Source organism: Ruegeria sp. H6 (genome assembly GCF_056532975.1).
The window spans coordinates 259181-279744 of record NZ_JBQFOA010000001.1; the positions used below are offsets into that span (position 1 = coordinate 259181).

Below are 20564 nucleotides of genomic sequence, written 5' to 3' on the forward strand. Positions count from 1 at the left end.
AGCACCCTGCGGCGATCTGGTTTCATTCTCGGTCGGGCCCGCGTTCAGGCCTTGGGATGGGCGCGGTTATAGACCTCCATCAGGCGGGCGGTGTCGACCGCGGTGTAGGTCTGTGTCGTCGACAATGAGGCGTGCCCCAGAAGTTCCTGAATGGCCCTGAGATCGCCACCGGCAGACAAAAGATGTGTGGCAAAGCTGTGGCGCATGGCATGGGGTGTAGCAGTGGAGGGAAGGCCCAACTGCATCCGCGCCTTGGCCATGACGCCCTGAATGGCGCGCGGGTTCAGGGCACCGCCCCGCACACCGCGAAACAATGGCGCTTGGGCGCTTTGCGGGTGCGGGCAGAGCCGGAGATACTGGTCAACCGCGTCCCGCGCGGCGGGCAGGACGGGAACGATCCTTTCTTTCCCGCCCTTACCCAGAATGCGGAGCGTTTCCGGCAACGGCGCATCTGCACCGGTCAGCGACAGCGCCTCGGAAATACGCAGGCCACAGCCATAGAGCAGGGTCACGACGGCCACGTCCCGGGCCGCGACCCAATTTGAACTCGATTGCAGCTCAACCGTCTCGATCATCGCGCGGGCGGCGTCTTCGGCCAGGGGGCGGGGCAGTTTCTTGGTGAATTTTGGCGCGCGGGTAGACAGAACGGCGGTGGGTTCGAACCCTTCGCGTTCCGAAAGCCAGCGATAAAAGCTTTTGACCGCTGACAGTTTACGCGCCAGCGAGCGGGCGCCGACACCACCGCCGCGCTGATCCGCCATCCAGGCGCGCATATCCGAGACTGTGATGCGCTCCAACGCGGCAAGGCCTTGTCGGGCACTGTGATGCATTGTCATGAAGGACAGAAAATCGGTCACGTCTCCGCGATAGGCGGTTTGCGTATTTTCCGATCGCCCGGCCAGTGCCCCCAGACTGTCCAGCCAGTGCTGCAACGCGTCGCGACAGGCTGGGGAAATCAGGCTCACGACAGCCAGTGACGCATCGACCGTTCGAAAACACCGGCAAAGAAAGCCAGAAGATCGGTGCCAAGCTGTGGGGTGAAGTGTTTCGGATCGCGGGCGCCCATCACGATCATACCCGGCAAACGTCCCTTGCCCAGATCGAGCTTGAGGCAGGCCTCGGATTTCAGTTGGACCGCGTTTTCATTGAAGATCTGGGTGTTGTCGGGTTGGATCTCGCGCAGGATAACATCGCGTGCGGCACCTGTGCGCCCGAAACTCATGTAGCTGTCGACAAAGCCTGGTTCGGCCACAGACAGCACGCCTTGCATCTTTTTGATCGCAGGATCATCGCGCAACGCCGTCGTTTCCAGAACCAGCGTGATATGATCAACGCGCAGGATCTCTGCTATGGTCGTGCTGAGCGTGTGCAGGAACTCCTCAAACTCCATCGGTTCCAGCAGGCTTAGAATGGCCCGGTGCACCTGATTGGTGCCCGCAAGGTTTTCGTAAGCTGCGGCAATGACCGAGCGATGGGTGTCTTCCAGCCGGTCCAGCCGTGCCTCAAGCCGCTGCATGGCGATCCCGCGCAGGTCTATGACGTTGTCACCGCGCGCTTGTTCGTTGGCGGCGACAAGGGCCTGCATGAGGTCCTTATCCTCCAACACGGCGTCCGGTTCAGCCAAAATGGCCGCGCGCAAGTTGTCCTTGAGTTTGATGTTGCTGCTCATGTCCCGTCCGGTCTTTTTTTGTTTGGGCGCTTTATAACATGCCCTGCCACATTTGCCTTGGAAAAAATGCACGCAAAGGTGGATTTCGTTTTGACCGTGTCGCGGGGTGCTCCCGCCGGTTATCACCTGATCTCAGATCAGGTTCTGCCCGTTGGGCCGGGCGCGGCGCCAGGGGCGCCGCGCGGTCGTACCTGAAGATCAGAGGATTTTCTGGCCGGTCTTGGCCCAATCGGACAGGAATGCCTCAAGGCCCTTGTCGGTCAGCGGGTGATCGGCCAGTTTCTTGATAACGCCTGGAGGGGCGGTGATGACATCGGCACCAATGCGCGCGCTGTCAGTCACGTGGTTCACGGTACGGATCGAAGCGGCGAGGATTTCGGTTTCAAACCCGTAATTGTCATAAACCTGACGGATATCGGCGATCAGGTCCATGCCGTCGAGGTTGATGTCGTCCAGACGACCGATGAAGGGTGAGATGAATGTGGCACCTGCCTTGGCGGCCAGAATGGCCTGATTGGTCGAAAAGCACAGGGTTACGTTGACCATCTGACCTTCGTCGCTGAGCGTTTTGCAGGTCTTCAGACCTGCCCATGTCAGAGGCACTTTCACGGCGATGTTCGGCGCGATTTTCGCCAGCTTGCGGCCTTCGGCGATCATGTCATCGGCCTCGGTGGCGACCACTTCGGCAGAGACAGGACCGTCGACGAGATCACAGATCTCTTTGGTAACTTCCAGAATGTCGCGGCCCGATTTCAGGATCAGCGAGGGGTTGGTGGTCACGCCGTCCACCATGCCCAGATCGTTCAGTTCTGCGATGGCGTCGATCTCGGCTGTGTCTACGAAGAATTTCATGCGGGCAGTCCTTTGATGGGTTGGCCTTGGTCGCGGATGGCTTTACCTCAATAAGACCCCTGCTGGAACCCCCCGCGAAGGATATACCGTGAGCGCTAACGGATTTTTCGACGAAGGAGAGCTGATCGCGGTGCTGACCACGCAGCCGCTGGACCGGACGCTGGATTATAAAGCGCCCGAAGGTGGGTGCTTTCTAGGGGCGTTTGTTGAGGTACCTTTGGGTCCGCGCAAGGTGCTGGGCGTGGTTTGGGGGCCGGGGCAGGGTGGCTTTGATCTGGCCAAAGCACGGTCGGTGATCCGGGTGCTTGAGGTCGCGCCGATGCGCGAAGAGATGCGGCTGTTTCTGGGCAAAGTGGCTGACTATACCCTGACGCCGATGCCCGCGATGCTGCGGCTGGCGACGCGCGCACCGGGGCTGGGCGATCCGCCGTCGATGCGTAAAGTCTACCGGCTGGGCAGTGCGGAACCGGATCGGATGACCGATGCGCGGGCGCGGGTGCTGGGGGTGTTGCGCGACTACGGTGGCTTGGCCTTTACATTGAAAGAACTTGCCGAACAGGCGGGGGTGACCTCATCGGTCGTCAAAGGGCTGGTGAAGCATGGGGCGGTACGAGAAGAGGACAGCCCGCGCGATCTGCCTTATCCGCATCTGGACCCGGACCTGCCGGGCAAGGACCTGACCGAGGACCAGGCCGCGGCGGTTGCGCAGTTGCGGGTCGGGCAGCGGACCGGGGACTATGGCACCACCTTGCTTAAGGGCGTGACCGGGTCAGGTAAGACCGAAGTGTATCTTGAGGCTGTGGCCGAAACTCTGCGCATGGGGCGGCAAGCGTTGGTTCTATTGCCTGAAATTGCGCTGACGGCAGAGTTTCTGACCCGGGTCGAGGCCCGGTTCGGCGCCCGCCCGGCCGAATGGCATTCGGGCGCCACCATGACCGAACGCCGCCGGGTCTGGCGAATGGTCGGGCAGGGGAATGCACAACTGGTCGTAGGGGCTCGGTCGGCCTTGTTCCTGCCATTCCGCGATCTGGGGCTGGTGGTGGTCGATGAGGAACACGACACGTCCTACAAACAGGAAGACGGCGTGCATTACAGTGCGCGCGACATGGCTGTGTTGCGCTCGGCCATATGTGGTGGGCGCGTCATTCTGGCCAGTGCCACGCCGTCGCTGGAAAGCTGGGCCAATGCAGAGGCGGGCAAATACGAACGCCTTGATTTGACCTCGCGGTTCGGGGCGGCGGTCCTGCCCGAGATGAAACCCATCGACATGCGGATCGAACAGATGCAGCCGGGGACATGGATTTCTCCGTCTTTGCGGCAGGCGGTGGCTCAGCGGATCGAAAAGGGCGAACAGTCGCTTTTGTTCATCAATCGCCGCGGCTATGCCCCTGTGACTTTGTGCCGGGCCTGCGGCGAACAGATTGCGTGTGATCATTGCGATGCGCGAATGGTTGAACACCGGTTTCTGAAACGCCTGATGTGCCATCAATGTGGTGAGACCAAGCCGATGCCCGAGGATTGCCCTTCGTGCGGAGTTGAGGGCAAGCTGGCCCCGGTTGGCCCAGGCATCGAACGGCTGGCGGAAGATGCGGAGGCGACCTTTCCCGACGCCAAGATCGCGATGCTGAGCTCTGACCTCTTTGGTTCGGCACGGGCGCTGAAGGCCAAGATCGAGGAAATTGCCGACGGAGATGCGGATATCGTTATCGGCACGCAGCTTGTGGCCAAGGGACACAACTTTCCCAAGCTCACGCTGGTTGGGGTCATTGATGCCGATCTCAGCCTGCATGGGGCCGACCTGCGGGCGGCGGAACGGACGTTTCAGCTGATGCGGCAGGTGGCTGGGCGCGCTGGTCGTGCAGACAAGCCCGGGCAGGCGCTGTTGCAGACCTTTCAGCCCGAACACCCGGTGATCCGCGCGATTCTGTCGGGTGACGAAGAAGGGTTCTGGAAGGCCGAGGCTGCGGGCCGTCAGGCCGCCGGAGTGCCCCCCTATGGTCGCATGGCCGGGATCGTGCTGTCCGGGCCTGAGGTCGGTCCGGTCTTTGATATCGGCAACGCCATGGCCCGCAACACGGGCCCGCTGACCCAGATTGGCGCGCAGGTTTTCGGCCCCGCCCCTGCCCCAATTGCGCGCATTCGCGGGCGGCATCGGGTGCGGCTGTTGGTCAAAGCCCCAAAAGGCGCACCCATTCAGGATGCCATCGCCCGTTGGATTGCACCCTTACGACTGAAAGGCGACATCCGACTGACCGTCGATATCGACCCGCAGAGCTTTTACTGACTCTGCATGCGTGCAGAGCCTTTGTGCGCCGCACGCTTCCCCCTCGCCAAACTCTCAAAATGGGCGTAGAGGGTGCCTATGCCCGGTCCAATGCCCCTGTCCGAGGCGCAGAGCCTTCCGTTCTGGCGCCGCCCCATCACGCTTTTGTTCGTGATGGCGATGACCATGCCCATCGCCTTCAATGCCTGGAGCGCGCTGCTGAACAACTTCGTCATCGAAGCAGCCAATTTTGACGGGGCCGATATCGGGCTGCTGCATACGGTAAGAGAGATCCCCGGATTTCTGGCTGTTGGAGTCATCGCGGTGATCATTTTCATCCGTGAACAGGTGCTTGCGATGATCTCGCTGATGATGCTGGGCGCGGCGACGGCTGTGACCGCGTGGTTCCCAAGCCTCGGCGGGTTGCTGTTTGTGACGCTCTTCAGCTCGATCGGCTTTCATTATTACGAGACGGTGAATCAGTCGTTGCAATTGCAGTGGTTGCCAAAGGACCGCGCGCCGCAGGTGCTGGGTTGGCTGGTGGCCATGGGATCGGCCGCCACGGCCGTGGTCTATGGGCTTATTGTTTTGACCTGGGACAGGTTCGATTTGTCCTACAACTTCGTATTTATGGCTTCTGGCGGCGTGACCGTTGCGCTGGCTCTGTTCAGCCTGATCGCCTACCCGCAGTTCGACGCGCCGACCCCGCAGACCAAGAAACTGGTGCTGCGCAAACGCTATTGGCTTTACTACGCGTTGCAATTCATGGCCGGTGCGCGGCGGCAGATATTCATTGTATTTGCTGGTTTCATGATGGTCGAGAAATTCGGCTTTGAAGTGCATGAACTCACGAGCCTCTATCTGATCAACCTGATGATCAACATGATGGCCGCGCCCTTGCTGGGCAAAGCTGTTGCCCGGTTCGGCGAACGGCGCACGCTGATCTTTGAATACGTGGGTCTGGCCATCGTCTTTGCAGCCTATGGCGGGATTTACTGGTTCGGCTGGGGCGTTTTGCTGGCGGCGATCCTGTATGTGATCGACCATGTGCTGTTTGCCCTGGCGCTGGCGTTGAAGACCTATTTCCAGAAAATCGCCGATCCTGCGGATATTGCACCGACCGCTGCTGTGGCTTTCACCATAAATCACATCGCCGCCGTATTCCTGCCCGCGCTGCTGGGACTGCTTTGGGTCATCTCGCCCGGGGCGGTGTTTGGATTGGCCGCCGCGATGGCAATTGTGTCTTTGCTGCTGTCCCTGCTGATCCCGCGCCATCCTGAGCCTGGCAATGAGACGACCCTGACCAAATACGCCGCGGCCCCTGCCGAATAGGTGCAAGTGCTTGACCTTGGCGCGGTCGCGCCCTAGGCGCAGGTGCAACTGAAACAGGAGGCCCCCATGCCCACATTCACCGCGCTGACGACTCTGAACGGCAAGCAAGCTGCCGAAGGCCTGGGCGAGGCGATGGAGCGTCTGGACCCTGAACCCACGGGTGTTGGCGTTTTTGAGGTCGAGGATGGATCGGGGTTGTGGGAAGTGGGTGGATATTTCACCGAAACGCCGGATGAAACCGCGCTGGCGGTTCTGGCCGCGGCGTTTGAGGCCAAGGCTTTTGTGGTGTCGGAACTGCCCGAAACCGATTGGGTTGCCCATGTGCGCCGCGAATTGGCCCCGGTCGAAGCCGGTCGGTTCTTTGTCTATGGCAGCCACGATGCGGATAAACTGCCCGAAGGCCGTATACCCTTGCTGATCGAAGCTGCAATGGCCTTTGGCACCGGTCATCACGGCACGACTTTGGGCTGCCTCAAAGCGTTGGATACCTTGCTGGATGAGGGGTTTTCGGCCACCAAAGTGGCGGATATCGGCTGCGGCACCGCCGTTCTTGCCATGGCCGCAGCGCGGGTCTGGGACGGCACGATTTTGGCGAGCGACATCGATCAGGTTGCTGTCGACGTCGCAAAAGCCAACCTGAAGGCCAACGGCATGGATGGTGCCGTCGAATGTATCGAGGCTGCAGGCTTTGATCATCCCGACCTGAAAGCGCACGCGCCCTATGACTTGATTTTTGCCAATATTCTCAAGGGACCGCTTGTCGCGCTGTCGCCCGAGATCAGTGGAAATCTGAGGGCTGGTGGGCAGGCGATTCTCTCAGGGATACTCAATGAACAGGCCGACGACGTTTTGAAAGTTTATGCACAAAATGGGTTCAATCTGTATTCCAGAGGGCAGATTGGTGAATGGACGACGCTAATCTTAACAAAACAGGGCTAAATCTAGGCAATTTACAGGAGTTTTCTGGATTTCCGCCACGGATTCGTCCCATTATGGCTCTAGCGTTATTGAACGCAATCGGGGGTGGATGGATTTAACTGGGGGCGGTTTTCGGAGGCTGCCATGACTGGAAAACAACTGGAATTTGATCGGCGCGTCACGCAGCTGACCAAAAAGCACGAAAAACTGAGCCGCGGCTATCGCGCCAGTATGCGTCCTGATGGGCTGGTGGTGATGAAGCCACAGCGCGTCCGTTCGGCGGTTCCCGCGAAGGTATTGCTATTCTGCCTCGTGGTGTTCTTCGTGTTCAAAGCGTTCTTGCTGTATAATCTGGGTGAGGTCTCTTACGAAACCCGGGTGGATGCGCTGCAGCAAGGAACCTCGGTGGAACAGGCGGGTGCTTGGATCATGCAGGCCGACCCGGTTTCCGAGTTTCTGGCCGTGCAGATGTCGAAACTGTTCTAAGCTTCGACATAACCCGCCAAGGCAACGCAGTCATCATTCGGACAAAAAAACCGCCTGCAGAAACGCAGGCGGTTTTTGTTTGCCCTTAATCCATCGGGCAGCGTGTGAGTGGCGCTTTTAGCGGCCAACCAGCTCGTCGATGTCGCCGCGAAACAGTCCGATGTCCTGTAGTTCGCGGTCGCTCAGCTCGTTCAGCACGTTGCGTGTAACGCGGGCTTGGTTCCAATCAACAACGGCGTTTGCGACCGATGCGATAAATGCGCCGATACGGCCGAAAAGGCCGATTGAGCCAGTGGCAACCCGGGTGTTGTCCAGTACAGCCATATCCTGTGTCCTTCTGGTTTGTGTTAACTTTCGATCTTGCGATCTGACGGGCACTTAGACAGTCGTTCTGACCCGTACAAGAGCGAAAAATGCATGTGTCCTATGCATTTTTTGCAATGCTTCCAAAACCTGTAATTCCCTTAAATCATTGCTAAAAATTGCTTAATCTACAGGTCGAAAATAGCTCTTTTGGTGTCGCAAACCTGCCGGAAAGTCGCGATCTGGATACAAGTGTCGTTTTTGGACTTCAGGTCAATTCGCTTGGAAAATGTTCATGCTTCGTGCTAATCGGGAAGAAAGGTCAAAAAACACGAGCAGACCGGGGCGAAAGATGCGAATTCTGGGCATTGATCCGGGGCTAAGAACCCTGGGATGGGGCGTCATCGAATCAAATGGCAGCCGTCTGAGCCATGTTGCGAATGGGCTCTGCAAATCGGATGGGGACGATCTGGGGGAACGTCTGCTGTCTTTGCACAACCAGATTGTCGAAGTGATCGCGGACCACCGCCCCGATCAGGCGGCCATCGAGCAGACATTTGTGAACAAGGATGGGGCAGGGACGCTGAAACTGGGCCAGGCGCGGGGTGTTGCTCTGCTGACGCTGGCGCAGGCGGGATTGCCCGTTGGGGAATACGCGCCCAACCGGGTCAAAAAAACCGTGGTCGGTGTTGGCCATGCGGAAAAAGAGCAGGTGATCCATATGGTCAAACTGCAATTACCGGGGTGCCAGCCCAAAGGGGCGGACGCGGCGGATGCGCTGGCCATTGCAATCTGTCATTCCTATTACGGGACCGCGCCGCAGGCACGATTGAAAGAGGTACGGGCATGATTGGCAAGCTGACAGGACGTCTGGACTATCGAGCGGCGGATCATGTTCTGATCGATGTGCGTGGCGTGGGCTATCTGGTGTTTTGCTCGGACCGGACCATGGCGGCCCTGCCCGGGGTGGGGCAGGCGGTGTCGGTCTATACCGACATGGTGGTGCGCGAAGACCTGATGCAGCTTTATGGCTTTTTGACCTTGGTCGAGAAGGAGTGGCACCGGCTGCTGTGTTCCGTTCAGGGCGTTGGCGCCAAGGTTTCGCTTGCGATCCTCAGCGCTTTGGGCCCCGATGGGGTTAGCCGCGCGATTGCGCTGGGCGATTGGGGCGCCGTGAAGGCCGCCAAAGGTGTGGGTCCCAAAACTGCGCAACGCATTGTGCTGGATCTAAAGGACAAGGCGCCCGGTGTCATGGCCATGGGCGGAACGATTATCGAAGCCACAGATGGCCCCGCGCCCGAGGTGGTTGAACTGACCGAGCCATCACCGGCGCCGAAACGGGCGGCCCAGCCTGCCTCGGGCGCGGCTGCGGCCTCGGCTGGGGCGCTGTCGGCCTTGTCGAACCTTGGATATGGCCCGTCTGATGCGGCCTCAGCTGTGGCCGAGGCCGCGGCAGGATTGCCCGATGCGGATGAGGCCGAGTTGATCCGGGCGGCTTTGAAACTTCTCGCTCCGAAGGGATGAGTAAATGATTGACGCCGATCCCGCCCTTCGACCCGAGCCAATGCCCGAGGACAATGACCGCGCGCTGCGCCCTCAGGGCCTGGATGAGTTTATCGGTCAGGCCGAAGCCCGGGCCAATCTGCGCATCTTCATCCAATCTGCGAGGCAGCGGGGGGAAGCGATGGATCACACCCTGTTCCACGGCCCGCCGGGGCTGGGGAAAACAACGCTGGCACAGATCATGGCGCGCGAGCTGGGGGTGAATTTTCGCATGACCTCGGGTCCGGTGTTGGCCAAGGCTGGGGATCTGGCGGCGATCCTGACCAATCTGGAACCGCGCGATGTGCTGTTTATTGATGAGATACACCGCCTGAACCCAGCGGTCGAAGAAGTGCTGTATCCCGCGATGGAAGATTTCGAGTTGGATCTGGTGATCGGTGAAGGCCCGGCAGCGCGCACGGTTCGGATCGAGCTGCAGCCCTTTACGTTGGTGGGGGCTACGACCCGGATGGGGTTGTTGACCACACCACTGCGGGACCGGTTCGGCATTCCGACCCGGTTGCAGTTTTATACCGTGGATGAGTTGCATGAGATCGTCACGCGCAATGCGCGCAAACTGGGTGCACCCGCCGATGACGCGGGCGCGCGCGAGATCGCGCGCCGGTCTCGCGGGACACCTCGGATCGCCGGACGCTTGCTGCGCCGGGTGGTGGATTTTGCCATTGTCGAAGGCGATGGGCGGATCACACGGGAGCTCGCCGACGGGGCTTTGACACGGTTGGGCGTGGACAATCTGGGTCTGGATGGCGCGGATCGGCGGTACCTGACGCTGATCGCCGAGAATTACGCTGGCGGGCCGGTGGGTATTGAAACGCTTTCGGCAGCCTTGTCGGAAAGCCGGGATTCACTGGAAGAAGTGATCGAGCCGTTTCTGTTGCAACAGGGCCTGATCCAGCGCACGCCGCGCGGACGAATGTTGGCGCAAAAGGCGTGGTCTCATTTGGGAATGGCCGCGCCAAAGGGTCAAAGCGATCTGTTTGATTGATGCGCTGCGATTTAGATTTTATGCCTCCGGCGGCCGTATTTGAAACGAGAAGAAGGGGCGGGGCGTGACACCCGAGGATATCGAAGCGCTGTTTACCCGCGAAAGCGGCGAGTTTCTGTTTGCGCGATGGGGGCGTCCCATCGTTCCCATCGTTTTTGGTGTTGAAGATGCGACCCTTGCGACCGTCAAAGGCGCGTTCGAGGCAGTTGTGACTTTGGCCGGGCACAAGATGGCCGAAACGGATCCCGAGCTGGGCGCAAATTGCATGGTGTTCTTTTTTCGGGATTGGGCCGAACTGCTTGAAGTGCCTGATCTGGACCGGTTGATCCCAGACCTAGTGCCGCTGGTGGACCGGTTGGTCGCAGTCAATGCCAATCAATACCGGATATTTCGGTTTGAAGAGGATGGGGCCATCCGTGCGGCCTTTGTGTTTCTGAGGATAGACAGTGAACTGTCCAAGGTTCCGGCAGAAACGCTGGCGCTGAGCCAGGTTGTGCAAACGATTGTTTTATGGTCGGACAGTGCGTTTCGCGCGCAATCCCCCCTGGCGGTGGCGGGAGAGACAACAATCCTGCGGCCTGAGATTGCGGCGCTGATCCGGGCAGCATATGATCCTGTTCTGCCGCAGAGTGCGATGGATAAGTCCCATGCGCTTCGCCTGTTTGCCCGGATGGAGCAGCCGCAATGAAACACACCTATCCCGTCCGCGTGTATTACGAAGACACCGACATGGGCGGCGTGGTGTATCATGCAAACTACTTGCGGTTCATCGAACGGGCGCGGTCGGACTGGGTGCGCAAGCTGGGCAATGACCAGAACGCGATGCGTGAGGCGGGCATTGTCTGGGTCGTGCGCCGGATCGAGGCGGATTACCTGGCAGCGGCAAAGTTCGAAGATGAGTTGGTAGTTGAGACCGAGATGATCTCGCTCTCAGGCGCGCGTCTGACGATGTCGCAACTGGTGCGCCGAGGCGAGACCGAGGTGTTTCGCGCCTCTGTGACAGCGGTTTGCATGAACGCGCAGGGTAAGCCGGTACGGCTTCCGGCAGAGATTCGCGCATTGTTGTAACAATTTCCGCCCGTAGGGTGGTTCTGTTGGCTTTTCGCAACCATCTGCGTTAGCGTTTGGCAAAACGAGGCCAAATGGCCCTCAGGCAAAAACAAAGAGCAGGTTAATGGAAGCTGAAACGCTGGCGCTGGCGCAGGAGATCGATTTCTCCATGTGGGGGCTGTTTGCCCGCGCGACATTTATCGTCAAATTGGTGATGTTGATGTTGATCGTGGCATCAATCTGGTCCTGGGGCATCATCATCCAGAAACTGATCAACTATCGCGCGGCCCGGCGAGAGGCCGCAATTTTTGACGAGAGCTTCTGGTCGGGCAATCCTTTGGATGCGTTGTTTGAGCAGATCGGAACCCAGCCAAATGGCAGTTCGGAAAAGATTTTTGCGGCGGGCATGATCGAATGGCGGCGATCTCATCGCACCGATGGCGGTTTGATTGCAGGCGCAACCTCTCGCATTGACCGGTCCATGGATGTGGCCATCGCGAAAGAGGCCGAGACATTGCAGAAGGGCTTGCCCATTCTGGCGACGGTGGGCTCGACCGCGCCCTTTATCGGCCTGTTCGGCACAGTCTGGGGTATCATGAATGCCTTCATCGAGATTGCCGAGCAGCAAAACACCAATCTGGCCGTTGTAGCGCCCGGTATCGCCGAAGCCTTGTTGGCCACGGGTCTGGGTCTGCTGGCAGCCATCCCGGCGGTGATCTTTTATAACAAGCTCAGCGCCGATAGCGACCGGATCGTGGGCGGCTATGAGGCGTTTGCCGATGAGTTTGCCACCATTCTGTCACGTCAGTTGGACAGCTAAGGATGGGCGCGGCGGTTCAGCAATCCTCGGGCCAGAACGGGCGCAGACGGGGGCGGCGGCGCGGACGGGCGCAGCCAATGGCCGAGATCAACGTGACACCTTTTGTCGATGTCATGCTGGTGTTGCTGATCATCTTCATGGTGGCGGCACCGCTTTTGACGGTTGGTGTTCCGGTGGATCTGCCAAAGACAGCAGCCAGCGCCTTGCCCGGTGACAACGAAGAACCTTTGACCGTGACGCTGACGGCGGGTGGTCAAGTGCAGATCCAAACAACAGATGTGCTGCGGGAAGAATTGATCGGCAAGTTGCGGGCCATTGCGGTCGAACGCAGCAGCGACCGGGTGTTCCTGCGCGCAGACGGGGCCATTCCTTATGCGCAGGTGATGGAGGTCATGGGTGCGCTGAATGCGGGTGGGTTTTCCAATGTGGGCCTTGTGACCGATACCGGCGGCCCGACGCTGGACGAAGGTGGAGAGTGAGGTCGCACGGTGGATACCGGCACCAAGATTTCGGCGATTGCGCATGTGAGTCTGATCAGTTGGGCTCTGTTCGGCGGCACATTCCGGTCCGAGCCGTTGCCGATGGCGGTACAGGATGTGACGGTGATTTCCGCTGAGCAGTTCGATGCGCTGACCGCGCGGCGCGGCGCGCCCGCTGTTCCTGTTGAGCCTGAAACCTTGTCAGAGCCGGATGCGCCAGTGGACGAGGCAAATGTACCTGAACCCGAGCCCGAAGATCAGCCGCGTCCGGAACCGGAAACGCCGCCCGAGCCAGAGCCCGAGCCCCTGCCGGAAACTGTAGATATCCCGCCCGAGCCGGAAATCCCGGACCAGCCGCCCGTTCTTGAACAGCCTGAGACCGAAGTTGTGGCCTTGCCGGTGCCGCCCGGCCCCGAGGCGCAGCCCAATCCGACCGATAAAGTGGCCCCGGAGGCCATTGAGCCGCCGCCCCCCGATGCCAAGCCGGACGATGTGGAAACCCCGCCCGTGTCTCTGGACGAAGGGGCAGAGATTCAGCAAGAGCAACAGGATCAGACCGCGCCGGAAGAAGCGTCTCCAGAGATTGTCACCGAAGCAGAAGAAGTGGACGACGCGGCGCCCAGAACCTCGCCGCGACCGCGTGTTCGCCCCAATCGTCCAGCGCCGCAACCTGAACCCGAGGTGGCCGAGGCACCCGAGCCCGCGCCCGAACCGGAAGCGCCAGCGACGAACGATCAGACGGCGATCAATGATGCCCTGGCCGAGGCTTTGGGCACTGGAACCGCGCCCTCGGGCCCACCGCTTACCAGTGGCGAGAAGGATGCAATGCGATTGGCGGTTTCGAAATGTTGGAATGTCGGCTCGCTGTCGACGGACGCCTTGAATGTCGTTGTCGTTGTTGGTTTCTCGTTGTCTCAGGACGGCAAAGTTGTCAGCGGCAGCCTGCGGTTGCTGGACAGCTCCGACGGGTCATCGGCTGCCTCAAACCAAGCATACGAAGCGGCCCGGCGCGCAATTTTGCGCTGTGGCGCCAAAGGATATGACTTGCCTGCTGACAAATATGATCATTGGCGAGATGTTGAGATTACATTCAATCCCGAGAGGATGCGGATAAAATGATGAAACTCCTGACAAGCCTCTTCGTTGGCCTGACCCTGATGTCGGTGCCGGTATATGCGCAAGATAACACGCTGCGACTGGAACTGAACGAAGGGATCATCGAACCTTTGCCCCTTGCCGTTCCGAATTTTGTACCGGACGGACCAGCGGCTTCGCAGTATGCACAGGATATATCCCGGGTGATTGCTGCGGATTTGACCGGTACGGGGCTGTTCCGAGAAATCTCATCGGACGCCTTTATCAGCCGGGTCAGCAGCTTTGACGCCCCGGTGCAGTTTGCGGATTGGAAAGCGATCAATGCTGAGGCTTTGGTCACCGGGGCGGTCAATGTCTCGGGCAAGCGTCTGACAGTCCGTTTCCGGGTATGGGACGTGTTCTCGGGTCAGGAGTTGGGCAATGGCCTGCAATTTGCTGGCACCACGGATGGCTGGCGGCGCATGGCGCACAAGGTGGCTGATCAGGTCTATAGCCGCATCACGGGTGAGGGCGGATACTTTGACAGCCGCGTGGCGTATGTCTCGGAAAGCGGGCCCAAGGATCAGCGGCGCAAGCGGTTGGCGATCATGGATTATGACGGGGCGAATGTGCAGTTCCTGACCGACAGTTCCGCCATCGTGCTGGCCCCGCGGTTTTCGCCGACAGGGGATCGTCTGCTTTATACAAGCTATGAAACCGGACAACCACGCATCTACATTCTGGATGTTGGCCGTGTCAGACGGCAGGAATTGCCAACCCAGGAAGGCACCATGAGCTTTTCGCCGCGTTTCTCGCCAGACGGGCAATCCATCGTATATTCGCTGACCCAAGGCGGAAACACCGATCTGTGGAAAATGGATCTGGCCTCGGGGCAGAGCGTGCGGCTGACCAATACACCCGCGATTGAAACGGCGCCCAGCTATTCCCCGGATGGCAGCCAGATCGTATTCGAAAGCGACCGGTCGGGTACGCCGCAGTTGTACGTGATGCCCTCGAACGGTGGCGAAGCCACACGTATCAGCTTTGGTCAGGGTCGCTATGGCACGCCCGTCTGGTCGCCGCGCGGGGATCTGATTGCGTTCACCAAGCAGAACAAGGGCCGGTTCCATATCGGCGTGATGCGCACCAACGGTGATGAAGAGCGTCTTTTGACCGCGTCGTTCCTGGACGAAGGCCCGACCTGGTCGCCAAACGGTCGTGTCATCATGTTCACCCGCGAAACGCAGGGCGCCAGCGGTCGGTCCTCTCTCTATTCGGTCGATATTTCGGGCCGTAACCTGCGGCCGGTACGCACGCCGGATGGCGGCAGTGATCCGTCCTGGGGGCCATTGCAGAATTGATGGAATGCCAGCCACGGCAGCGTTCACAAAAACACGCTGCTGTGCTAGACAATCGGCAATAAACAGACAAAAACAACGAGGCCAGACATGAACCTTTTGAGCAAGATCGCAGCTGTTGGGGCGCTGGCCCTGATCTCTGCTTGTACGAACAACGATCCTTCCGCGTTGGGCGGCGGTGCGGGTGGCAACGGGGCGCTTGTGCCCGGCTCACCCAGCGATCCACGCTCGCCCGCCTATTTCCAGCAAACGGTTGGTGACCGTGTGCTGTTTGCGGTTGATCAATCGACCTTGTCGCCTCAGGCCCAAACGGTTCTGCAAGGGCAAGCGGATTGGTTGCTGGCAAATACCGACTACGTGGCCACCATCGAAGGGCATGCGGACGAGCAGGGCACCCGGGAATACAACCTCGCCCTTGGCGCACGCCGGGCCAACGCAGCACGCGAATACCTGATCTCGCGCGGGGTGGCAGGTAACCGTCTGACAACTGTCAGCTACGGCAAGGAGCGCCCGATCGAAATTTGCAGCACCGAGGATTGCTATTCCAAGAACCGCCGGGCAGTGACTGTCCTGACGGGATCAACCACGGGGTAAGATGATGCGAATTGCAGGTTTGGTTCTGGCGGCAATGATAAGTGTCGCCGGCGTGGCGCAGGCGCAGGATCAGCAGACACTGGCCGATATCCGGCAAGAGTTGACGGTGCTGCATGTGGAAATTCAGCGGCTCAAGCGCGAGTTTTCGACCACTGGATCTCCGGCGCCAAACCTGTCGGGCAATTCGGTGCTGGAACGCGTGGATGCGATCGAGGCCGAATTGCAGCGCCTGACCCGTCAGACCGAGCAGTTGAACCAGCGGGTGCAGAACATCGTCACTGACGGGACCAACCGCATCGGCGATATGGAATTCCGGCTGTGCGAGCTGGAAGCGGGTTGCGAAATCTCGGGCGAGCCGACCAGCACGCTGGGTGGCGAAACATCTGCAACCGGCGGAGGCGCGGTGATCACGCCCGCCGCCCCGGAAAATACGGGACAAATCGAGCTTGCCGTGGGTGAGCAGGCGGATTTCGACGCCGCCGCTCAGGCGCTTGCGGATGGAAATTTTCAGACAGCGGCAGATATGTTTGCCCAGTTCGACTTGTCATATCCCGGCAGTCCGTTGGCGTCGCAGGCCAATCTGCGTCGCGGGCAGGCCTTGGATGGCTTGGGCGACACACGCGAAGCTGCGCGCGCCTTTCTGGCAAGCTTCACGGGTGATTCCGAAGGGCCATTGGCGCCTGAGGCGCTGTACGAATTGGGGGCCGCGCTGGGGCGTCTGGGCCAAACCCAGCAAGCCTGCATAACGCTGGGCGAAGTCGGCGTTCGGTTCCCCGGTTCAGGCCTTGCAGGGCAGGCGGTCCAGGAAATGGCGTCGCTGGGCTGTTCTTGAGCACCGACAAACACTCCGTACTTGATGATCTCCGGGCCGGGCTGCCCGCTCCGATACCCCGCCGATTGGGTGTGGCGGTTTCGGGGGGCGGCGACTCGACGGCATTGCTGCGAGCACTTAGCGATCTTTCGAAACAGGAAGGTTTTGAGGTTCTGGCCGCCACGGTCGACCATGGATTACGTGAAAATTCCGCCACGGAAGCCGAAAACGTCGCCAAACTGGCCAGAAATTGGGAAATTTCTCACAAAACTTTGCAATGGAGCGGGTGGAACGGGTCCGGGAACCTTCAGGATGCCGCGCGACGCGCACGATATAGCTTGTTGCTGCAATGGGCTGCGGATGAGGGCCTTGACGCAATCGCGCTGGGACATACCGCCGATGATCAGGCCGAAACCGTGCTGATGCGCCTTGCCCGGTCGGCGGGGGTTTCTGGTTTATCGGCCATGTCCCCCATCCGACGACAAGATGGGATCGCTTTGTTGCGCCCGATGCTGTCGATCACGCGTGCCCGGCTGCGGTCTTACCTGATCGCTGAAGGCGTGGATTGGATCGAAGACCCGTCGAATCAGGACGAACGGTTTGACCGGATCAAGGTGCGACAAACTCTGGGCCAGCTTGATCAGATCGGGATCACACCCGAGGCGCTGTCGCGGGTCGCTGAAAACCTGACCCAGGCGCGGAAGGCGTTGGAGCATTTCGCGCAGGTTTCCGCCCAGAAAACCGTGCGTGTCGAGGGCGGGGATTTGTGTGTCGACCGTAATGGATTTGGTGACCTGCCCATGGAAACCCGCCGTCGGATCGTTGTGGCCGCGATCCAGTGGATTTCCGGCGCGGAGTACCCGCCACGCCAAAGCGCTGTCGATCAGGCACTCCAGTCGATTACTGATGGGGTTAGCGGCACGCTGGGCGGGTGCCTGTTGGCGCCAGACGGAGGAAACTGTTGGATTTGCCGGGAACATAAGGCGGTTGCCGACCATTTCGCGCGCCCCGATGAGGTTTGGGAATCGCGCTGGATTTTGTCCGGGCCCAAGGCCGATGGCGTGATCATTCGGGCATTGGGAGAGGAAGGCCTTGCCCAACTGGGCAACTGGCGTGCGTTGGGAAAGCCGCGCGCGGTGCTGCTTTCCAGCCCGTCAGCCTGGTCCGACGGTCGGTTGCTGGCCGCTCCGCTAGCCGGATTGACGAACTTGTGGTACGCTGAGGGGCCGATAAACAGGCCAGAGTTTCACGCTTCGATTTTATCGCATTGAACATGCCTCAATCATCTCTATTTTAAGGGGCAACTTGGGCAGATCCCCATCTGCCACACCTTTTGGGAGACTTTCCTTGGGCAACGCTCGCAATATCGCCTTCTGGGTCGTTCTGTTTTTGCTGATCCTTGCACTGTTCAACCTGTTCAGCGGATCGGGCGGAACGCTTCAGAATAATGAAAGAACCTATTCCGAATTCGTCAGCGCCGTGGACTCTGGCGATGTGACGAACGTAACTTTGGATGGTGAACAAATTCGGTACCGCACCAGCGACAATCGCGACTATGTCACGATCAAGCCGACGGATGCCGAAGTTACCAAACTGCTGATCGACAAAAACATCCCTGTTCGCGCTGAAAAACAGCAACAATCAGGGTTCCAATCGTTCCTGATCACTCTGCTGCCCTTCCTGCTGCTGATCGGTGTCTGGGTCTATTTCATGAACCGGATGCAGGGTGGCGGCAAAGGCGGCGCCATGGGTTTTGGCAAATCGAAGGCCAAGATGCTGACCGAAAAGCATGGTCGTGTGACCTTTGACGATGTTGCAGGCATCGACGAAGCCAAGGAAGAGCTGGAAGAAATCGTCGAATTCCTGCGCAACCCGCAGAAATTCTCGCGCCTCGGCGGCAAGATTCCCAAGGGCGCTCTGCTGGTGGGCCCTCCGGGTACTGGTAAAACGCTGCTGGCCCGCGCGATTGCGGGTGAGGCGGGTGTGCCGTTCTTCACCATCTCGGGTTCGGACTTCGTTGAGATGTTCGTGGGTGTCGGTGCGTCCCGTGTGCGTGATATGTTCGAACAGGCCAAGAAAAACGCGCCCTGTATCGTATTCATCGACGAGATCGACGCCGTGGGTCGCCATCGTGGTGCAGGCTATGGCGGCGGCAACGACGAACGCGAACAGACGCTCAACCAGTTGCTGGTTGAGATGGACGGGTTCGAGGCCAATGAAGGCGTGATCATTCTGGCGGCCACCAACCGTAAGGACGTTCTGGACCCTGCGCTGCTGCGTCCCGGCCGGTTTGACCGCAACGTGACCGTTGGCAACCCCGATATCAAAGGGCGCGAGAAGATCTTGGGTGTGCATGCGCGCAAGACGCCTCTGGGCCCCGATGTCGATCTGCGCATCATCGCGCGGGGTACGCCGGGCTTTTCGGGTGCCGATCTGGCGAACCTTGTGAACGAGGCAGCGCTGATGGCTGCGCGCGTCGGTCGTCGCTTTGTCACCATGGAAGACTTTGAGAACGCCAAGGACAAGGTGATGATGGGGGCCGAGCGCCGCAGCATGGTGCTGACCCAGGACCAGAAGGAAAAGACGGCGTATCATGAGGCTGGGCACGCCGTGGTGGGTCTGGAATTGCCTTTGTGCGATCCTGTCTACAAGGCGACTATTATTCCGCGCGGTGGGGCGCTGGGTATGGTTGTGTCATTGCCGGAAATGGATCGTCTGAACTATCACCGGGACGAGTGTGAGCAAAAGCTTGCGATGACCATGGCGGGTAAGGCTGCCGAGGTGATCAAGTATGGCGAAGACCATGTCTCGAACGGTCCGGCGGGTGACATCATGCAGGCCAGCCAATTGGCCCGCGCGATGGTGATGCGCTGGGGCATGTCGGACAAGGTCGGCAATATCGACTACGCCGAGGCTCACGAAGGCTATCAGGGCAACACCGCTGGTTTCTCGGTGTCGGCCCATACCAAAGAGCTGATCGAGGAAGAGGTGAAACGCCTGATCCAGCAAGGCTATGAGCGGGCCCACAAGATTCTGACCGACAAGAATGAAGAGTGGGAGCGCCTGGCCCAAGGTCTGCTGGAATACGAGACTCTGACAGGTGATGAGATCAAGCGCGTCATGAATGGCGAGCCGCCCAGCGAGAGCGATGATGAGGGTGACAAATCCGATGAGGGCAATGCGCCCAGCGTCACCGCCATTCCCAAGACCAAGGCCAAGAAATCCCCACCCGATGGCGGGATGGAGCCTGAACCAACAGCATAACAGCAAAAGCCCGGGCCAAGGCTCGGGTTTTTCTTTTCTTTCCCGCACCACTGCATTCTATTGGCCGCTGGATCACTGCAGCGGAGGAAAACAATGCCGGTAATGCGCGAAACCGAATTCACGGGCGAGGTTGTTTGGTTGGGCCATATTCCAGCGGGTGAGTCCATCCGAGCCGAACCTGTCGAGGCGCTGACCCTTGGCTTCGCGGGGGTGACTGGCGCGCGGCACGAAGGAACCGAGCGGCCTTCATGCGTCAGGATGCGCAACCTCTATCCGCAAGGCACCGAAATCCGAAATGTGCGCCAGCTTTCTGTGCTTTCCGACGAAGAAATGCAGGCGACTGCGGCTGAAATGGGGTTGGATACGCTGAACCCGTCATATCTTGGCGTCAGCATCCTGTTGCGCGGGATTCCCGATTTCACTCATGTCCCGCCATCCTCGCGCTTGCAAGGGCCGGATGGGGTGACGATTACGATCGACATGGAAAACCGTCCCTGCGTGCTTCCGGGCCGTGAGGTCGAGGCCGAACTACCTGGCCATGGCGCGGCTTTCAAACCCGCCGCGCAAGGACGGCGCGGTGTGACCGCCTGGGTCGAGAGACCCGGAACGCTGAAATTGCATGACCGGATGAAACTTTTTGTCCCCGATCAACGCGCCTGGACCCCTTAAGACACCTATTTTCTCTGGGGGGATCAGATCAATCTTATGTGACCTGAGCTGGGAAATGGCGCCACGCCGTTTCG

The 20564-nt window shown here is 59.7% G+C and carries 22 protein-coding genes; 18 read left to right on the forward strand and 4 right to left on the reverse strand.

Features of this window, described 5'->3' with window-relative positions:
- Positions 1–44 precede the first annotated feature (44 nt).
- From ACR0AG_RS01250 to fsa, 3 genes are all read right to left on the reverse strand, one after another.
- On the reverse strand, positions 45–965 hold the full coding sequence (locus ACR0AG_RS01250; RefSeq protein WP_480835583.1) for a tyrosine recombinase XerC: 921 nt from the start codon (positions 963–965) through the stop codon (positions 45–47).
- Entirely contained in the window at positions 962–1669 is a 708-nt protein-coding gene (locus ACR0AG_RS01255; RefSeq protein WP_480835585.1) for a DUF484 family protein, read from the reverse strand. The genes ACR0AG_RS01250 and ACR0AG_RS01255 overlap by 4 nt, the downstream gene beginning before the upstream one ends.
- Before the next feature lie 198 nt (positions 1670–1867).
- A complete protein-coding gene (fsa, locus tag ACR0AG_RS01260) occupies positions 1868–2521 on the reverse strand; it encodes a fructose-6-phosphate aldolase (RefSeq protein ID WP_480835586.1) in 654 nt (217 codons plus the stop codon).
- Between the two features lie 88 nt (positions 2522–2609).
- Here fsa and ACR0AG_RS01265 point away from each other — a divergent pair, with 88 nt between their 5' ends.
- The 4 genes from ACR0AG_RS01265 (at position 2610) to ACR0AG_RS01280 (ending at position 7520) form a co-directional block, all read left to right on the forward strand.
- Positions 2610–4805, forward strand: a complete 2196-nt coding sequence (locus ACR0AG_RS01265; protein WP_480835588.1) for a primosomal protein N' — start codon at positions 2610–2612, stop codon at positions 4803–4805.
- Positions 4806–4883: 78 nt separating this feature from the next.
- On the forward strand, positions 4884–6116 hold the full coding sequence (locus tag ACR0AG_RS01270) for an MFS transporter (protein ID WP_480835590.1): 1233 nt from the start codon (positions 4884–4886) through the stop codon (positions 6114–6116).
- Between the two features lie 66 nt (positions 6117–6182).
- Entirely contained in the window at positions 6183–7055 is an 873-nt protein-coding gene (locus ACR0AG_RS01275) for a 50S ribosomal protein L11 methyltransferase (protein WP_480835592.1), read from the forward strand.
- 123 nt (positions 7056–7178) lie between these two features.
- Complete coding sequence (locus tag ACR0AG_RS01280; RefSeq protein WP_480835594.1) at positions 7179–7520, forward strand: hypothetical protein; 342 nt, start codon at positions 7179–7181, stop codon at positions 7518–7520.
- Between the two features lie 117 nt (positions 7521–7637).
- Here ACR0AG_RS01280 and ACR0AG_RS01285 read toward each other — a convergent pair whose 3' ends face one another.
- Positions 7638–7844: a DUF1127 domain-containing protein gene (locus tag ACR0AG_RS01285; RefSeq protein WP_480835595.1), complete on the reverse strand. Its 207-nt coding sequence runs from the start codon at positions 7842–7844 to the stop codon at positions 7638–7640.
- A 331-nt stretch (positions 7845–8175) separates the two neighbouring features.
- On the opposite strand from ACR0AG_RS01285, the gene ruvC reads away from it, so the two are divergent.
- The 14 genes from ruvC (at position 8176) to ACR0AG_RS01355 (ending at position 20490) form a co-directional block, all read left to right on the forward strand.
- The gene (gene ruvC, locus ACR0AG_RS01290) at positions 8176–8673 is read left to right on the forward strand and encodes a crossover junction endodeoxyribonuclease RuvC (protein ID WP_170568962.1); all 498 of its coding nucleotides are present in this window, start codon (positions 8176–8178) and stop codon (positions 8671–8673) included.
- Positions 8670–9347 carry a Holliday junction branch migration protein RuvA gene (gene ruvA, locus ACR0AG_RS01295; protein WP_480835599.1) on the forward strand — a complete coding sequence of 226 codons (678 nt, stop codon included), beginning with the start codon at positions 8670–8672 and terminating at the stop codon, positions 9345–9347. Before ruvC ends, ruvA begins: the two co-directional genes overlap by 4 nt.
- Before the next feature lie 4 nt (positions 9348–9351).
- Positions 9352–10371: a Holliday junction branch migration DNA helicase RuvB gene (gene ruvB, locus ACR0AG_RS01300; protein WP_480835600.1), complete on the forward strand. Its 1020-nt coding sequence runs from the start codon at positions 9352–9354 to the stop codon at positions 10369–10371.
- Positions 10372–10435: 64 nt separating this feature from the next.
- The gene (locus tag ACR0AG_RS01305) at positions 10436–11059 is read left to right on the forward strand and encodes a hypothetical protein (protein WP_480835603.1); all 624 of its coding nucleotides are present in this window, start codon (positions 10436–10438) and stop codon (positions 11057–11059) included.
- The gene (gene ybgC / locus ACR0AG_RS01310) at positions 11056–11439 is read left to right on the forward strand and encodes a tol-pal system-associated acyl-CoA thioesterase (RefSeq protein ID WP_480835604.1); all 384 of its coding nucleotides are present in this window, start codon (positions 11056–11058) and stop codon (positions 11437–11439) included. Before ACR0AG_RS01305 ends, ybgC begins: the two co-directional genes overlap by 4 nt.
- A 106-nt stretch (positions 11440–11545) precedes the next feature.
- A complete protein-coding gene (gene tolQ, locus ACR0AG_RS01315) occupies positions 11546–12241 on the forward strand; it encodes a protein TolQ (protein WP_480835605.1) in 696 nt (231 codons plus the stop codon).
- Positions 12242–12243: 2 nt separating this feature from the next.
- Positions 12244–12720 carry a protein TolR gene (gene tolR, locus ACR0AG_RS01320; RefSeq protein ID WP_480835609.1) on the forward strand — a complete coding sequence of 159 codons (477 nt, stop codon included), beginning with the start codon at positions 12244–12246 and terminating at the stop codon, positions 12718–12720.
- 9 nt (positions 12721–12729) lie between these two features.
- Positions 12730–13839, forward strand: coding sequence for an energy transducer TonB (locus tag ACR0AG_RS01325; RefSeq protein ID WP_480835612.1), 1110 nt, complete (start codon positions 12730–12732; stop codon positions 13837–13839).
- On the forward strand, positions 13836–15155 hold the full coding sequence (gene tolB, locus ACR0AG_RS01330) for a Tol-Pal system beta propeller repeat protein TolB (protein WP_480835614.1): 1320 nt from the start codon (positions 13836–13838) through the stop codon (positions 15153–15155). Before ACR0AG_RS01325 ends, tolB begins: the two co-directional genes overlap by 4 nt.
- An 87-nt stretch (positions 15156–15242) precedes the next feature.
- Positions 15243–15746, forward strand: a complete 504-nt coding sequence (gene pal, locus ACR0AG_RS01335) for a peptidoglycan-associated lipoprotein Pal (protein ID WP_480835617.1) — start codon at positions 15243–15245, stop codon at positions 15744–15746.
- A 4-nt stretch (positions 15747–15750) separates the two neighbouring features.
- Positions 15751–16578, forward strand: a complete 828-nt coding sequence (gene ybgF / locus ACR0AG_RS01340) for a tol-pal system protein YbgF (RefSeq protein ID WP_480836851.1) — start codon at positions 15751–15753, stop codon at positions 16576–16578.
- Positions 16575–17828, forward strand: coding sequence for a tRNA lysidine(34) synthetase TilS (gene tilS / locus ACR0AG_RS01345; protein WP_480835619.1), 1254 nt, complete (start codon positions 16575–16577; stop codon positions 17826–17828). The genes ybgF and tilS overlap by 4 nt, the downstream gene beginning before the upstream one ends.
- 76 nt (positions 17829–17904) lie before the next feature.
- Positions 17905–19821, forward strand: a complete 1917-nt coding sequence (ftsH, locus tag ACR0AG_RS01350; RefSeq protein WP_480835621.1) for an ATP-dependent zinc metalloprotease FtsH — start codon at positions 17905–17907, stop codon at positions 19819–19821.
- Positions 19822–19914: 93 nt separating this feature from the next.
- Entirely contained in the window at positions 19915–20490 is a 576-nt protein-coding gene (locus ACR0AG_RS01355) for an MOSC domain-containing protein (protein WP_480835623.1), read from the forward strand.
- Positions 20491–20564: the final 74 nt, after the last annotated feature.

What these genes read in the sequence shown, in the direction of transcription:
- ACR0AG_RS01255 (WP_480835585.1), bottom strand. Translation starts at nt 1,669, where the DNA reads ATGAGCAGCAACATCAAACTCAAGGACAACTTGCGCGCGGCCATTTTG.
- fsa (WP_480835586.1), bottom strand. Translation starts at nt 2,521, where the DNA reads ATGAAATTCTTCGTAGACACAGCCGAGATCGACGCCATCGCAGAACTG.
- ACR0AG_RS01270 (WP_480835590.1), top strand. Translation starts at nt 4,884, where the DNA reads ATGCCCGGTCCAATGCCCCTGTCCGAGGCGCAGAGCCTTCCGTTCTGG.
- ACR0AG_RS01275 (WP_480835592.1), top strand. Translation starts at nt 6,183, where the DNA reads ATGCCCACATTCACCGCGCTGACGACTCTGAACGGCAAGCAAGCTGCC.
- ACR0AG_RS01280 (WP_480835594.1), top strand. Translation starts at nt 7,179, where the DNA reads ATGACTGGAAAACAACTGGAATTTGATCGGCGCGTCACGCAGCTGACC.
- ACR0AG_RS01285 (WP_480835595.1), bottom strand. Translation starts at nt 7,844, where the DNA reads ATGGCTGTACTGGACAACACCCGGGTTGCCACTGGCTCAATCGGCCTT.
- ruvC (WP_170568962.1), top strand. Translation starts at nt 8,176, where the DNA reads ATGCGAATTCTGGGCATTGATCCGGGGCTAAGAACCCTGGGATGGGGC.
- ruvA (WP_480835599.1), top strand. Translation starts at nt 8,670, where the DNA reads ATGATTGGCAAGCTGACAGGACGTCTGGACTATCGAGCGGCGGATCAT.
- ruvB (WP_480835600.1), top strand. Translation starts at nt 9,352, where the DNA reads ATGATTGACGCCGATCCCGCCCTTCGACCCGAGCCAATGCCCGAGGAC.
- ybgC (WP_480835604.1), top strand. Translation starts at nt 11,056, where the DNA reads ATGAAACACACCTATCCCGTCCGCGTGTATTACGAAGACACCGACATG.
- tolQ (WP_480835605.1), top strand. Translation starts at nt 11,546, where the DNA reads ATGGAAGCTGAAACGCTGGCGCTGGCGCAGGAGATCGATTTCTCCATG.
- tolR (WP_480835609.1), top strand. Translation starts at nt 12,244, where the DNA reads ATGGGCGCGGCGGTTCAGCAATCCTCGGGCCAGAACGGGCGCAGACGG.
- tolB (WP_480835614.1), top strand. Translation starts at nt 13,836, where the DNA reads ATGATGAAACTCCTGACAAGCCTCTTCGTTGGCCTGACCCTGATGTCG.
- pal (WP_480835617.1), top strand. Translation starts at nt 15,243, where the DNA reads ATGAACCTTTTGAGCAAGATCGCAGCTGTTGGGGCGCTGGCCCTGATC.
- ybgF (WP_480836851.1), top strand. Translation starts at nt 15,751, where the DNA reads ATGCGAATTGCAGGTTTGGTTCTGGCGGCAATGATAAGTGTCGCCGGC.
- ACR0AG_RS01355 (WP_480835623.1), top strand. Translation starts at nt 19,915, where the DNA reads ATGCCGGTAATGCGCGAAACCGAATTCACGGGCGAGGTTGTTTGGTTG.